Raw genomic sequence first — 13,868 nt, forward strand, 5'->3', positions numbered from 1 at the left:
GAAATGCTAATCTCTCTTAATCTTCTTTGCCAATACAGTCTTCCAACTGTCCTCCAAACACTCAATCGCCAGCCACGGCTCAATCACGTCTGCCGCAAACTTCTCTTTGGCATTAGACAACTGCCATAATTTTTCAAGAGTAGCAAACGGATAGGGGCGCTTAATTAAATATACCGGTAAACCGGCGTCAATCATCCCGTCGCGCACGACTTCGAAATACCAGCCAGCGATGCCTTGTTTACTGACCCATGAGGCGATATTGGGGAGCTGGCTGACTTTGAACTGACCGATTTGGTCATTGATTTTGTAGCACGGGCGGCGCGGTTGCACGATGCGTAGTTGTACGTTATTGCTCTGACCATGATTGGTATTGTCAATATTGCCATATTGCTGCCCGTATTCAAAGACGTCACCAATACACACTGTAGATTCATCCATCTCTGGCATGCCATTTACTGCTTCGGTGGTGAGGTTCTCGCCCAAAGTACCGATACGCACTTTTAGATTAAACTCCTCATTTATCTTTTTATAAGTCGCTGTTGGTAATTGATGTACCGCTTTTAGCGGGCCGCCATGATGACGGCGATCGGCTTGCTCGTCGGTGGTTAAGCCCATAAAGTTGACCGTGACCGGCGCTTTGATTGGTGCTTTATCAATAGCGCTCATCTGCTCACGGGCAAAAGGCATAGCTTTGCCAGCACGTACACAAGTTAAGTTGGCGATATGCAAAGGTAGGGAATGGTTAAAGTCAGGTTGCGATTGCTGAGGTGATTGCGTTGGAGAATTGCTTGATTCTGCGCTCATAACATGTCCTGATAAGAAGCTTGTTAATAAAAGTCGCTTGGATAATTAAAACGATATAGGATGTTTATAGTAGCGCAAACCTTGTCTGCTTTCAGCTTATTTGAGCTTTTAATTCTGAGGTATCACCTAAATCCCAAGCATAAAAAAAGACCAGATAAGTTATCCAGCCTCTTTAGTTTCAAGCTTTAATTTTAATAAAGTGTTAAACACAATCAGTTACGACGACCGGCTTTCTTTTCACGTGGGGTCGCCACTAGCTCGGCTAGGCTTTCAGGCGATGACCATAGACCTTCTAAGTCGTAGAACTCGCGTGCTGCTGGCATCATCATGTGCACCACTACTGCACCTAAATCAATGAGTGTCCAGTCAGAATCCGTACCGCCTTCACGTCCTAATGGTGTAAAGCCGGCTGCTTTTGCATCTGCGCCTAGACTGTCGGCCATGGCACGGACGTGACGCTTGGAAGTACCGTCAGCGATGACCATGCGCTCCATCACGTCGGTTAAATCTTCTACATTTAACACGGTTATATTTTTGGCTTTTAGGCCTTCTAAAGACGTTTTAACTAAATCTAAGCATTCTTCTAAACGTTCGTTAGTCATGGTTTTAATCATAAATTTTAATCTCTTCAATCATCATTAAATATAAAGGTATAAGGAGTCATTAGCTTTATTAAAAGCAAAATGACATTAATAAGGTGATTTTAACGGAATTGAGCCGCAGAATATAGCTCATGCTCGATAATATATTGATAAACCGCAGGATTTAGGCATTTAGCCTGATAATGGTGCTCGGCAGTATCACTTTGGTTAAGTGAGAGGGATACAGATAACTGTTTACGGATCTCGGTACTGGATACAGATATTATAGGATGCTGATCTATGTAAATGTGTCCTTGAGTGCTGGTTTTCAAGGGCGAGTTAGTTTGAATAACTGAGTCTGATAAAGGCGCTGATATTGGTAAAAGCGTTAAGTCTGATAAATTCTCGGTCACTTTTGCGGCTAAGGCGTTAGGTAATTCATCCCGTAAAGTGGCTATATTTTTCTCTGCTAAAATGCTATCGATATGAGGGTTTTGATTGTCCTTATGAGGACGGCTAAATATCCATAAATGCACATAATCAGTCAACTGCAAACCGTCTTTCCATTTATCCAAACTACGAGCGCTGTCCATCCCCATGATAAAGATGAGACTATCATTGGGATAGCACAGTCTTAAGGTACGTACCGTATCGATGCTATAAACTGGTGGTTGTTGCCACAGCTCAAGCTCGCAGATCTGTAATGGTGTAGCTTGTATCGCTAGCTTGAGCATCGCTAATCTATGCTCAGGAGCGATGGTTTTTTGCTTAAAGGGCGAGCGTGCATTGGGCAACAAGCATACTTGTAGCGAGCATTGTTGCTGCTCAGCGAGAGGTAGAAGCTGGTTATAAACCTGCATCGCCATCTGTATATGAGCGTTATGCACAGGATTAAACGAGCCACCAAGATAAGCACGGATAGCAGGAGCTGATTTTATATTGGCGTGAGTGCGCGTATCTGTCATAAGTCAGGTTAAATAATAACAAGTACGCGCTATTGTAGAGGGTGAAGCGAGGATTGTCATCAATTGTATTATCGCACAACTATCAACTTAATATGGCTGCTGTAGGCTGCGGCTTTAGCCCTGAGAAACGTTAAAAAGTTGCACTGCAATTTTAGTTTCGCAACAGAAATTCTTTAAATAGAATTTCTGTAGAGTAATTTGCAAAATATAGCGCATTGCTTCGCTAAAGCCACAGCCTACATCAAAAAAGCCGATTATCATTGTGATAATCGGCTCAATAGAGTGATAGGCTTAAACTAAATATTTAAACCTTAAACTATTAAATCGCATCGCTATAAGCCTGAATAGCGGTCAAAGCGATGGTATAAACAATATCATCGACCAGTGCGCCACGTGATAAATCATTAACTGGCTTATTCAAACCTTGCAGCATCGGACCGACGCTAATGACGTTAGCGCTACGCTGCACCGCTTTATAAGTGGTATTACCGGTGTTTAGATCGGGGAAGATAAACACGTTAGCTTGACCAGCAACCTTTGAATCTGGCGCTTTTTGCTTACCGACACTCATCACTGATGCCGCATCATATTGTAGCGGGCCATCGACGGCAAGGGTAGGCTCACGCTCACGCACAATCTCGGTCGCACGAATGACTTTTTCGACATCAGCGCCCGTACCTGAAGCGCCTGTTGAATAGCTGATCATCGCTACTTTTGGATCGATATCAAAAGCCGCTGCTGACTGCGCTGACTGAATGGCAATCTCCGCCAACTCTTCAGCGGTGGGGTCAGGGTTGATCGCACAGTCGCCATAGACCACCACTTGCTCAGGTAATAGCATAAAGAAGATCGATGAGACTAGAGAGTACTGCGGAGCAGTCTTAATCAGCTGAAAGGCGGGACGTACGGTATTGGCCGTAGTATGGATAGCGCCAGATACCAAGCCATCTACCTCGTCCATTTGTAGCATGATGGTGCCCAAAAAGACGGTGTCTTCTAACTGCTCAGCTGCGACCTCTGCGCTTGTTTTGCCTTGGCGGCGCTCAACCACAGCGTCAATATACTTACTCATATCGAGGCTAGCAGGGTCGATAATCTCCAGCCCTTCTGGCAAGATAAGATCGCGGTTTTTGGCGACTTGTTCAACGTCGCTACGTTTAGCGAGTAGCACACAATTAGCGATGCCGCGGCTTTGACATATACAAGCCGCCTCGACGGTACGTGGCTCAGAGCCTTCTGGTAGAACGATGCGTTTTTGGGCTTGTTGCGCTTTTTTGACCACTTGATGACGGAACGCTGCTGGTGACAAACGGGGTTTATAATCGCCGCTGAACTGCTCTTTAATCCAGCCTAGATCTAAATGTGCTGCCACATAACGGGTAACGTCTTTGGCACGCTCAACGTCATCACTTGGAATCTCAGCACTCATATGCAGTAGATTCTGTACGGTCTCAAAGCTATCAGTTTCAACGCTCATGACCGGAATGCCGGTTTTGAGCGCTGATTGCCACAATTCTGCAACGGTTTCGTTAGGCTTGACGCCTCCGGTCAATACCAGCCCTGCTAATGGTACCCCATTAATACAAGCTAAAGCAGCTGCTAAAAGTAGGTCATCACGATCGCCGGGCACTACGATAAGCGTACCACGTTTAAGGACTTCATCAACTCGGGCAATAGAGCGTGCGGTCAAGCTAATATCGGTGATACGGCGAGTTTTGGCATCCCCAACATTGAGCCAAGTGGCGTCCAATTCAGCGGCGATATCCCAAGTACGGGGTACCGATAAAGTGTCGCTAAAGGGTACTACACCGATCAGGCGAAACTGCTCAGAATCAAAATGGGGTGATAGACGTTGTACTTCTTGAATGAAGCTATCATCGAGCTTAAATACCGCTTCACCCGGTGCTACGGGTTGGTTGTCAAAGGTATTGGGTACATTGACTCGCATCAAAATGCAGCCTAGAGTACGGTCGCTGGCGATACCGCCAAACTCACGTGCATGCATGTCAAGCTTGTCAGCAAGATGGGCTGGGTTATTGGTATCAGCGGTACTGACAAAAATAATTTTGGCATCGAGAGCATGAGCAATAGCCCGGTTAATTTGCGCCGCATAAGAAGCTTCTGTGGTTGAGACTAGACCTTCACAAATGACGACGTCATAGTCGTCACCGATGCTTTGATGATTGACAACCACTTCATCCATCAAGTCATCAAAATTGTCATCGCCAAGCATGCGCTCCACCCGTTGACGATTGATAGATTGGGGCGGCTTTAGACCAAAAGCATGCATAGTAAGAGCACTTGAGCTGTCTAAGCTGTTTTGCTTATCTAAAGTATCATCTTGCAAGAACGGCTTCATAAAGCCTGCTTTGATACCGTTATAATCCAGCGCACGAATCAGACCCAGTGCCGCTGAAGTGACACCGATTCCACGGCTAATAGGGACGAGTAAAATGGTTTGCATAGCGTATCCTACGGTTGGTTATATCCTTGAAACAGGTCTGGTCTTGATAAAATGAAGCCTTCATAAAGCCCTCTCTTGTTTTATCAAGACCGATAAGCTGATATTAAATATAGCTTATCATTGCAGTTGCTAGACCCCGTTATTTATAAACCTTATCGCTTATAAACCTTTTCATTTATAAACCCAAAGTTTGGCGTGTTTCTTTAGCAATCTGACACTCTTCATCAGTTGGAATGACCCACAGCTCAATGCTGCTATCATCGCTGTGGAAACTGCCTTCAGCGCCGCCAGCGAGTGATTTGTTTTTATCGGCGTCAAACTTGATGCCAAAATGACGCATCACATCTAAAATACGTGCCCGCGTGGTTGCAGAGTTTTCACCGATACCGCCAGTAAAGACGATACCAGTAAATTCAGGCAGCGCACAGCTTAGGCTGGCTAAGTACTTACCGACGCGGTAACAGAACATCTCAATAGCCAGCATAGCGTCTTTATGGCCATCGTTAGCGGCTTGCTCAACGGTACGCAAATCATTTGATAGCCCTGAAATACCCAGTAAGCCGCTTTCACTATTAAGGATTTTGTCAATTTCTTCTAGACTCAAACCGAGCAAGCGTTTTAAATGAATATGTAGACCAGGGTCGATATCACCACTACGGGTGCCCATCATTAGACCCTCAAGCGGCGTGAGCCCCATACTAGTGTCTAAGCTCTTGCCATCATAAACGGCAGTGGCCGAGCAGCCGTTACCCAAATGCGCGGTCAGCCAGCCATGAGGACCTTTAGCTTTAGTTACTTGGCCGGCACGTTCTGATACATAGGCATGAGAAGTACCGTGGAAGCCATAGCGACGGATTTTCTCTTCTTCGTATAAGGCCTTTGGAATCGGATAACGATAAGCTACTGGTGGCATAGTTTGGTGAAAAGCGGTATCAAAAACCACCACTTGCGGAATCTCAGGATAGATAGCTTGTACCGCTTCGATGCCCAAAGCGTTGGCAGGGTTATGTAGCGGGGCAAGAATCTTTAGGCGTTTGACTTCTGATAACACGTGCTCATCGACACGGACGGCTTCAGAGTATTCACGGCCACCATGAACACCGCGGTGACCAACAGCTATGAAATGATACTGTTCAAGTAGTCCAAGGATTTTCTGCAGCGCCAATTCATGACGACCACCAGCAATACTGATTTCTAACTTCTCACCGTTCAAAGCGGTATGCTTAATGCGCGCCGTATCAAGACCTAAGTTCTCAGCCAGTCCTGTGATACGGGTAGATTCATCTTCACTGATTAAGGCGTATTTGATGGAAGAGGATCCGCAGTTTAAAACTAAAGTAGGGTTGGTTAAGTTTGAATCGCCAGTATTCTGATCGCTAAAGGTGGGGGTGGTTATGCTGTCGCTCATGCTCTATCCTTAGATGTTTTTGACAAGTAGTTAATCATAGCGGATTAACAGTGATTGAACAAACAAAAATCAATACTATCGCTGCCAGTCTTACAAAGATAGGCGCAAAGAAAATATCGCTAAATGTCTGTTTCACTATAGCCTCAGCAATTGGTTTTGCAAAGGCTGCTAGCTTACACCGCCGCTATTAAATGGTTTTAGGTGTAGATATTCAGTCTAATTGTAATGTAACATATTTTGCTAGTTATACCATGATAACTATAAGGTTTAATATCCGTATTCGTCAAGCGGTAGTTACAACTGTTCTCTGAGTAGCTCAGTAAAGATCAAGTGTATTGCCAAATAAAGTCGGCACTGCTAAAAGCAAAAGCTAAGCTGCCAAAGCCAGAAGAAAATTTATTAAAATGACGTCTAAATCAAGCTGCGGTACGCACAGCTTTACTGAATAATGCTATGATTGATTGCTGTACCCTATTCAAGCTTTTTCAGCTAAGTTTCTAGAGTGATCTAACTTAGAGGGTGTTTCAATTTAGATTGTTTTACTTACAGCAATTTATTGTGGTCGTTTTTAAATTTTGTCATCTTTACCTTAATAAGGTTGTTCCTTCTATGTTCATTTTACGTCGTCCTTTAAACACCGAGTTTACTCATAAGCTAACGGTTAATCGTAGCAGTCATAGGGCTGGTAGCTTAATTATAATGGGTGTAATTATGTTGGGATTGACAGGCTGTGGTCAAAAAGGCGACTTATATTTAACAGAAAAACCTGGCCAAAATAGCAGCCAGACCATAGTTACCGAAACCGCTTCAGAGGCGTTAGATAGCACCAGCCATCCACAAGATGCTGCTTTTGCATCGATTGATGATGCCGACTATCAAAAACAGCGCTATCTAGAACAAAAGCAAGTCCTGCCCGCGGTAAGTGACGATCCTAACGATTATTAGACTGTATTGAACCTTTATTAGATAGTATTAATATTAGATGGTATTGAGTCATTCTCAACCTTTCTCAACCTTGATAAGCGGATTAAATTAGAGATTTATTTATGAGTAATTCTGAGTCGCAAGCTAGTATAAATGACACCGTCACGGTGCAAACAGAACAAGGGCTATATATTGATCCTGCTGCCTTAACTGCCCATTTCTCCGCCTTAGAGTACCATGATGAGGCTTTATATATAGAAGGAGCCAGCGTCGATGAGCTAGCACAGCACTACGATACCCCGTGCTATGTCTATTCAAAGCAGGCGATACTTGACGTTTATCAGGCATATAGTGATAGCTTTGCAGCCCTTGAGCATCAGATTTGTTATGCCGTAAAAGCCAACTCTAATCTGGCAGTGCTAGGCGTACTTGCCAAAGCGGGAGCAGGCTTTGATATTGTTTCACGTGGCGAGCTTATGCGGGTATTGGCGGCAGGTGGCGAGGCTAGCAAGGTAGTGTTTTCAGGGGTTGGCAAAACTCGCGGTGATATTGAGTTTGCTTTGAATCAAGGTATTGCTTGCTTCAATGTTGAATCTGTTGCTGAGCTGACTTTAATCAATGAAGTGGCGCAGCAGCTTGATAAATTGGCACCGATTTCGCTACGGGTCAATCCAGATGTTGACGCCAAGACTCATCCTTACATATCGACCGGTCTAAAAGACAATAAATTTGGCATCGCTCATGAGCTGGCGCTAGAGGTTTATACCCAAGCGGCCAGCTTAGCCCATATCGATATCATCGGCATTGACTGTCATATTGGCTCGCAATTGACCGAGGTTGAGCCCTTTGTTGCCGCATTGGATAAAGTGATAGAGCTTATTCAGGGACTGTCTGCAAAAGGTATTGAGCTCCAGCATGTTGACTTGGGCGGCGGTTTAGGCGTGCGCTATATTGATGAGTCGCCGGTGTCGATTGAGGAGTTTGCACAAGCTTTATTGCCAAAACTGACTGAGCTTGGCTTAACGGTATTCTTTGAGCCCGGTCGTAGTGTGGTTGCCAATGCCGGGGTGTTGCTAACGGGCGTTAAGGTACTAAAACCGACACAGCATAAGAACTTTGCTATTGTAGATGCGGCGATGAATGACTTGATTCGTCCTGCGCTGTATCAAGCTGAGATGGCAGTCATTCCTAGTAAATTGCCCAGTCGCGGCATCGATACTGAAGGCACGCAGCCATGGGATATCGTTGGCGCTATCTGTGAAACCGGTGACTTTTTGGCCAAAGATCGTCTATTAACGCTGGCCACAGACGATATCTTGGCGATAACGGGCGCAGGTGCTTATGGCTTTGTAATGAGCAGCAATTATAATTCACGCCCACGTGCTGCCGAGGTTATGGTGGCCGGAGAGCAGCATCAACTGATACGTAAGCGTGAAACGATCGAAGACTTATATGCCAATGAGACCTTATGGCAAAATGAAGATTAAGGTTAAATTTATAAGCTTATAAAGGCTTGAGAATTATTGCTGTATAGAGACCCCATTGTTTTTAGGACAATGGGTTTTTTCTCGCCAGCTTTTATTAGCCACAACGGTCAGCTTTTATTAGCCATAAACGGGCGCTGGTAGTAGTGATAATTATCATTGTGACAGACAGCATGCTAATATAACAGGTACATAAAAATAGAATAGGACACAAGGATATGTTGATAGAATTTACAAAAATGCATGGCTTGGGCAATGATTTCATGGTCATCGATTTGGTAACTCAGCGCTTAGATCTAACCAAAGAATTAATACAATTATTAGGCGATCGGCACTTAGGCATCGGCTTCGATCAGCTGTTGGTCGTTGAGCCGCCGATGCGTCCTGATGTTGATTTTAGTTATCGCATTTTTAATACCGATGGCAATGAAGTTGAGCAATGCGGCAATGGGGCGCGCTGTTTTGCTCGTTTTGTGCAAGCGCGGAAGCTGTCATTTAAGCAGCGCCTGCGGGTAGAGACCGCTGGTGGCATTATCTCTTTGACCACCGATCGTTATGGCTGGGTCGAGGTTAATATGGGCAAACCTAAATTCGAGCCGGATGAGATTCCATTTACTCCCAAAGCTACGACCAAAATACAGAATGCTTATCATCTGAGCGTCGATGGCACGCCAGTACAATTATACGTTGCCAATATGGGCAATCCTCATGCAGTTATTAGAGTTGACGATGTACTGGATGCGGATGTCGAAAACTTAGGCAAAGCGCTGGAGTCGCATCCTGCATTTCCTGAGCGCGTCAACGTTGGCTTTATGCAGGTCATTAACCAGCGTCATATTCGCTTACGAGTCTATGAGCGCGGGGTTGGTGAAACCCAAGCTTGCGGTACAGGTGCCTGCGCTGCGGTTGCTATTGGCATCCGTGAAGGCTGGCTCGATGAAGGTGAAGATATTCGCGCTCAGCTTTATGGCGGCAGCATGATTGTAAGCTGGCAGCCGGGGTATGCGGTGATGATGACTGGGCCTACCGCCTTTGTTTATGAAGGGGTGTTTAGTCCCGATGGGTTGATGGCGCAGGCGGGTATCAAGCCTAAGCCGACTGCTTAATGCCGCAGTGTGTTAACTAAGCAGTTTGTTAACTAACAAGGCGTCTTTCATTTTCATGGCGCAGGTTTTTAGGGTTAAAGGTTATCTATGTCTATTGCAAAGTACCACCGCCGACTGGCACACTCGATCGAATTAGATGAGCCATTGCTCGAGCTGCTGGTGCCTGTAGAACGCTGGCTCGATACTTTGGCAGTGCGTAACCACTCCGAGCATACCCTAAGTGCTTATTTTGCTGGAGTAAGTCAGTTAGCGCTATATTTACGTGGCAAAAAACTGACATGGACACGCTGTGATAAGCGTCAATTGGCACAGCATATTAGTCAGCGTTTAGATGAAGATAAGCTGGCGCTGGCAAGCGTACAACAAGAGTTGTCGGCCATTCGTCATTTTTATGGTTGGCTGATTGAAGAGGGGTTGGCACGTATCAATCCAGCGACTGGTTATCAGCTCAAACGTAGCCCTAGACCGCTGCCTTCTATTGCTGATATAGATTTGCTAACGCAATTGTTAGATCAGCCTATACCTGATACCCCAGAACAAGCACGGTTGTGGCTGCGTGATAAAGCGATGTTTGAGCTGCTCTATAGCAGCGGCTTACGGGTAGGCGAGCTGGTAGCGCTCGATATGATGGATATAGATTTAACCGACTTACGAGTGCGCGTTACTGGCAAGGGTAACAAAACTCGCCTAGTGCCTATCGGTGAAAAGGCAGCGACTGCTATCAAACGTTATTTGCCGCATCGTCATTTATGGGTAGAGCAGCAGGATAATGCGTTATTTATTAGTGAAAAGCTCGGGACCCGGCTGTCGACACGAGCGGTACAGCAGCGCCTAAAAGTAGCCGCAGCCCGTGCCGGCATTGCCCAAAATATGTATCCGCATCTACTGCGCCACTGCTTTGCCTCGCATCTCTTATCAGGCAGTGGTGATCTGCGTGCCGTACAGGAAATGCTAGGGCACAGTGATATTGGCACCACCCAGATCTATACTCATGTCGATTTTGCTAAGCTAACCCAAGTCTATGACCGTGCTCACCCTCGAGCTATTCACATTCAAAATGAAGCAGAATGAGCAGGAGGTGTTTTATGCTAAACGATGGCATTGAAAAATAGGCATTTTCTCTCTACCTTGCTGCTGGGCTTGTCTATCTAAAGTACCCCATACCAAAGCATAATTATCAGTGTTATTGCCAGCCGCTAGCGGTTCATGTCCAAGACTACTATGCCCATAGCGGTCTATAAGGTTGCCACTAAAATCAGTAATCGCCGTATGCCCCCAAGTTTGACGCACCTTACCGCCTTTATAATGATGATTCCCGCCTTGTGCAGCACCAATCACCATGCATTGACTATCTAAAGCGCGTGCTTGCAGCAATAGCGACCAGTGGGCTTGACCGGTCATATAAGTAAAAGCCGAGGGCGCACTAAGCATATCAGCGCCTGCTTGCCGCAAACGCTGGGCCAATGCTGGAAAACGTAAATCAAAGCAAACCATCATGCCCAATTGATAAATCACGTCCTTGGCTTCAATAGCAGCCACTACCGTTTGCGTCCCCGGCTCAAAAGTCGCCGCCTCATTATAGCTGCCTTGCTTATCAGCAACGGTCGCAGTAAATAGGTGAATCTTGTCATAACGGGCTACTTGAGTAGCATCTGGTGCAAACAATTGACTGACTTGACGTAAACGCCCATCAGGAACAATGACGCCATCAGGACGATAGGGACAAGGTAATGAGCCTGCTAACAGGTAGACGCCATATGTTTTTGCATAATCAGCCAGTACGGCTGACAATGCCTCAAAACGCTCGGCAGTTTCAGTTTGCCGGCCCATACTACAGCAGTTCTCAGGCAGCACGATCAGTTGTGCGCCTTTAGAGCTTGCGTCATCGATAGCGGCCTTAATAGTTACTAGGTTAGCTTCAATATCTTGTTGGCTATTCATTTGTACCGCAGCTATTTTTAGTGAATGGCTGTCATTATGCATCGTGAGGTCTCAGTTATTTAGCAATATTTATTTTTGATAGTTGGGGTTTATATCAAACAGGGCGGGAAATTATTAACACTAAGATGTAAATTATCATGGTAACCAGGGTACAAAAAATGCTATCGTCACGACTTAACAAAATTAACACAATAAATAATAATTTAACTACCTTTGGTTTTGGAGTGTAAAAGCTACTCATGAGTATGTCGTTCGGACTGGCGACCACGCTAACTACTTCGCAAAAACTTACCCCGCAAATGCAGCAGGCGATTAAGCTGTTGCAACTCTCTAGCCTTGAGCTGGCACAAGAGGTGCAAGCAAAGCTGGATAGTAATCCGCTGCTTGAAAGAGTAGAGGAGGATGAAGTAGAGATGAGCAATGATGAGCAATTAGGACTAGATACTGCTGAAGCATTAACGCTTGAGATGTGGAATAGCGGCACTGCGCATGAGACCTCTGAAACAGAATCGGATGATTACCATGATTATGATACTACGGTTAGCGATAGCTTGGATAAATTGACTCAAGCGGGTATTGATGACAGCGCTATCGATAATCATGCGCTAGAAGATAGCGTTAACCTTGACGATAGCTTCGGTATCAGCAATTTTGATAACAGCCACTTTGATACCGGCAACTATACCTCCAAAACTAGCAGCAAGGCTACTAGCACAGACTATGAGGAGTTTGACAGCTATCAAGGTACTACGCACAGCTCTATTCAGGATTATGTACGTTGGCAGATGAATTTTAAACATTTATCTGATACCGATATGCTGATTGCTGATTATCTTATCGAGTCGATGGATGATAGAGGCTTTATTCAGCTCGATATTAATGAGCTATTACAAAGCTTCAATACGATGGCGAGCTTTTATCAATGGGATAATCAGATTGAGCGCAATGAGATAAAAGCGGTACTGCGCATTATCCAGTCCTGTGATCCGTTAGGGGTAGGGGCAGCTAATCTTAGTGAGTGTTTGGCGCTACAACTGGCTAAGCTTGATTCGACTATCGAATACTTCCAGCAGGCAAAAAAACTACTCTCCGCTAGTGAGTATTTGGTCAGCAATAATATTAAAAAGCTAACAGACGTCACCGGTCTGTCGGCGGCAGATATCGCTCCAGCCCTGCAGCTATTACGAACTTTAGATCCCGCACCTGGGCAATCATTCCAGAGTAAGCAACCTAATCATAATCAACTGCCAGAGAGTTATGATATTCCAGATGTCTTAGTCAGCCCTGCACCACATGATGAAGAGAGCTGGCAGGTTCGCCTTAACCCTGAAACCTTGCCAAAATTACGAGTCAATCAAGAGTACGCCAATCTGGTCAAACGCGGTGATGACAGCCCTGATAATCAATATCTACGTGAAAACCTGACCGATGCCAGACTGTTTATTCGTAGTATAGAAGAGCGTAACTATAACTTGTTAAAAGTCGCCACCAGTATTATACGTCGTCAGCAGGACTTTTTGCTGCATGGTGCAACTGCTATGCAGCCACTTATCTTAAAAGATATCGCTGAGGAAGTAGGTCTGCATGAATCCACGGTTTCTCGATTAACGACTAGTAAGACGATTCTAACTCCGCAAGGACTATTCTCACTCAAACACTTTTTCTCATCGCATGTCAGTAGTAATGAGGGCGATATATCGTCAACCGCCATTAGCGCCATGATAAAACAGCTCATCGTTAATGAAGATCCCAAGAAGCCACTATCCGATAGCCGAATACAAGCGTACTTGGGAGAAGAGGGAATTGATATTGCAAGGCGTACCGTTGCCAAGTATCGAGAAGCGATGAATATCGTCTCATCTACTCAGCGCAAACAAAAATACTAGCAATAGCTTTGGAAATAAAAATAAAAAGTCTCGATTATATATAATTCTGTAAACAACAACAGTGCTATTTACATTTAATTACAATATGCTGTCTTGCTACTATCCGGTTTTCATGACAAATTAGAAGCATATCAATAGCGAAGATTATAAGCTTATTTATATCAGCAAAAGGTAATGATCAGGGATGCGCAGCCAATGTTGATCAATCAGTATCTGCCTGAAATGGGTAATACGGTAAGCTAATAATAAATATTGATAAGGTAAGATGAGAATAGCAAGGCTGCTAGATCATCTGTAGTTATAAG

11 protein-coding genes are annotated in these 13,868 nt (G+C 44.9%); 5 read left to right on the plus strand and 6 right to left on the minus strand.

What is annotated here, in order from left to right:
- Positions 1-6: 6 nt before the first annotated feature.
- The 5 genes from JMX18_RS11115 to JMX18_RS11135 form a co-directional block, all read right to left on the minus strand.
- On the minus strand, positions 7-804 hold the full coding sequence (locus JMX18_RS11115; protein WP_201587732.1) for an MOSC domain-containing protein: 798 nt from the start codon (positions 802-804) through the stop codon (positions 7-9).
- Between the two features lie 212 nt (positions 805-1,016).
- Positions 1,017-1,418, minus strand: a complete 402-nt coding sequence (gene rsfS / locus JMX18_RS11120; protein ID WP_201587734.1) for a ribosome silencing factor — start codon at positions 1,416-1,418, stop codon at positions 1,017-1,019.
- A gap of 89 nt (positions 1,419-1,507) precedes the next feature.
- Positions 1,508-2,350 (minus strand): nicotinate (nicotinamide) nucleotide adenylyltransferase, encoded by an 843-nt coding sequence (gene nadD / locus JMX18_RS11125; RefSeq protein WP_201587736.1) that lies wholly within the window; start codon positions 2,348-2,350, stop codon positions 1,508-1,510.
- A gap of 319 nt (positions 2,351-2,669) precedes the next feature.
- A complete protein-coding gene (gene pta, locus JMX18_RS11130; RefSeq protein WP_201587738.1) occupies positions 2,670-4,814 on the minus strand; it encodes a phosphate acetyltransferase in 2,145 nt (714 codons plus the stop codon).
- 175 nt (positions 4,815-4,989) lie between these two features.
- Positions 4,990-6,222: an acetate/propionate family kinase gene (locus JMX18_RS11135; protein ID WP_201587740.1), complete on the minus strand. Its 1,233-nt coding sequence runs from the start codon at positions 6,220-6,222 to the stop codon at positions 4,990-4,992.
- Positions 6,223-6,831: 609 nt separating this feature from the next.
- Between JMX18_RS11135 and lptM the strand changes: the two genes are divergently transcribed.
- From lptM to JMX18_RS11155, 4 genes are all read left to right on the plus strand, one after another.
- Complete coding sequence (gene lptM / locus JMX18_RS11140; protein ID WP_201587742.1) at positions 6,832-7,167, plus strand: LPS translocon maturation chaperone LptM; 336 nt, start codon at positions 6,832-6,834, stop codon at positions 7,165-7,167.
- Between the two features lie 101 nt (positions 7,168-7,268).
- The gene (gene lysA, locus JMX18_RS11145) at positions 7,269-8,633 is read left to right on the plus strand and encodes a diaminopimelate decarboxylase (RefSeq protein WP_201587744.1); all 1,365 of its coding nucleotides are present in this window, start codon (positions 7,269-7,271) and stop codon (positions 8,631-8,633) included.
- A gap of 215 nt (positions 8,634-8,848) precedes the next feature.
- Positions 8,849-9,736 carry a diaminopimelate epimerase gene (dapF, locus tag JMX18_RS11150; RefSeq protein WP_201587745.1) on the plus strand — a complete coding sequence of 296 codons (888 nt, stop codon included), beginning with the start codon at positions 8,849-8,851 and terminating at the stop codon, positions 9,734-9,736.
- A gap of 87 nt (positions 9,737-9,823) precedes the next feature.
- On the plus strand, positions 9,824-10,807 hold the full coding sequence (locus JMX18_RS11155; RefSeq protein WP_201587746.1) for a tyrosine recombinase XerC: 984 nt from the start codon (positions 9,824-9,826) through the stop codon (positions 10,805-10,807).
- A gap of 12 nt (positions 10,808-10,819) precedes the next feature.
- Here JMX18_RS11155 and JMX18_RS11160 read toward each other — a convergent pair whose 3' ends face one another.
- On the minus strand, positions 10,820-11,719 hold the full coding sequence (locus JMX18_RS11160; RefSeq protein ID WP_201587747.1) for a nitrilase-related carbon-nitrogen hydrolase: 900 nt from the start codon (positions 11,717-11,719) through the stop codon (positions 10,820-10,822).
- Positions 11,720-11,916: 197 nt separating this feature from the next.
- On the opposite strand from JMX18_RS11160, the gene rpoN reads away from it, so the two are divergent.
- Positions 11,917-13,563, plus strand: coding sequence for an RNA polymerase factor sigma-54 (gene rpoN, locus JMX18_RS11165; protein ID WP_201587748.1), 1,647 nt, complete (start codon positions 11,917-11,919; stop codon positions 13,561-13,563).
- Positions 13,564-13,868 lie beyond the last annotated feature (305 nt).

Origin of the sequence: Psychrobacter jeotgali, from assembly GCF_904846315.1 — a bacterium.
GTDB classification, from domain to species: Bacteria; Pseudomonadota; Gammaproteobacteria; order Pseudomonadales; family Moraxellaceae; genus Psychrobacter; species Psychrobacter jeotgali.

Excerpts from the sequence above, each read along its gene's own strand:
- JMX18_RS11115 (WP_201587732.1), bottom strand. The coding sequence starts at position 804 with ATGAGCGCAGAATCAAGCAATTCTCCAACGCAATCACCTCAGCAATCG.
- rsfS (WP_201587734.1), bottom strand. The coding sequence starts at position 1,418 with ATGATTAAAACCATGACTAACGAACGTTTAGAAGAATGCTTAGATTTA.
- nadD (WP_201587736.1), bottom strand. The coding sequence starts at position 2,350 with ATGACAGATACGCGCACTCACGCCAATATAAAATCAGCTCCTGCTATC.
- pta (WP_201587738.1), bottom strand. The coding sequence starts at position 4,814 with ATGCAAACCATTTTACTCGTCCCTATTAGCCGTGGAATCGGTGTCACT.
- JMX18_RS11135 (WP_201587740.1), bottom strand. The coding sequence starts at position 6,222 with ATGAGCGACAGCATAACCACCCCCACCTTTAGCGATCAGAATACTGGC.
- lptM (WP_201587742.1), top strand. The coding sequence starts at position 6,832 with ATGTTCATTTTACGTCGTCCTTTAAACACCGAGTTTACTCATAAGCTA.
- lysA (WP_201587744.1), top strand. The coding sequence starts at position 7,269 with ATGAGTAATTCTGAGTCGCAAGCTAGTATAAATGACACCGTCACGGTG.
- dapF (WP_201587745.1), top strand. The coding sequence starts at position 8,849 with ATGTTGATAGAATTTACAAAAATGCATGGCTTGGGCAATGATTTCATG.
- JMX18_RS11155 (WP_201587746.1), top strand. The coding sequence starts at position 9,824 with ATGTCTATTGCAAAGTACCACCGCCGACTGGCACACTCGATCGAATTA.
- JMX18_RS11160 (WP_201587747.1), bottom strand. The coding sequence starts at position 11,719 with ATGCATAATGACAGCCATTCACTAAAAATAGCTGCGGTACAAATGAAT.
- rpoN (WP_201587748.1), top strand. The coding sequence starts at position 11,917 with ATGAGTATGTCGTTCGGACTGGCGACCACGCTAACTACTTCGCAAAAA.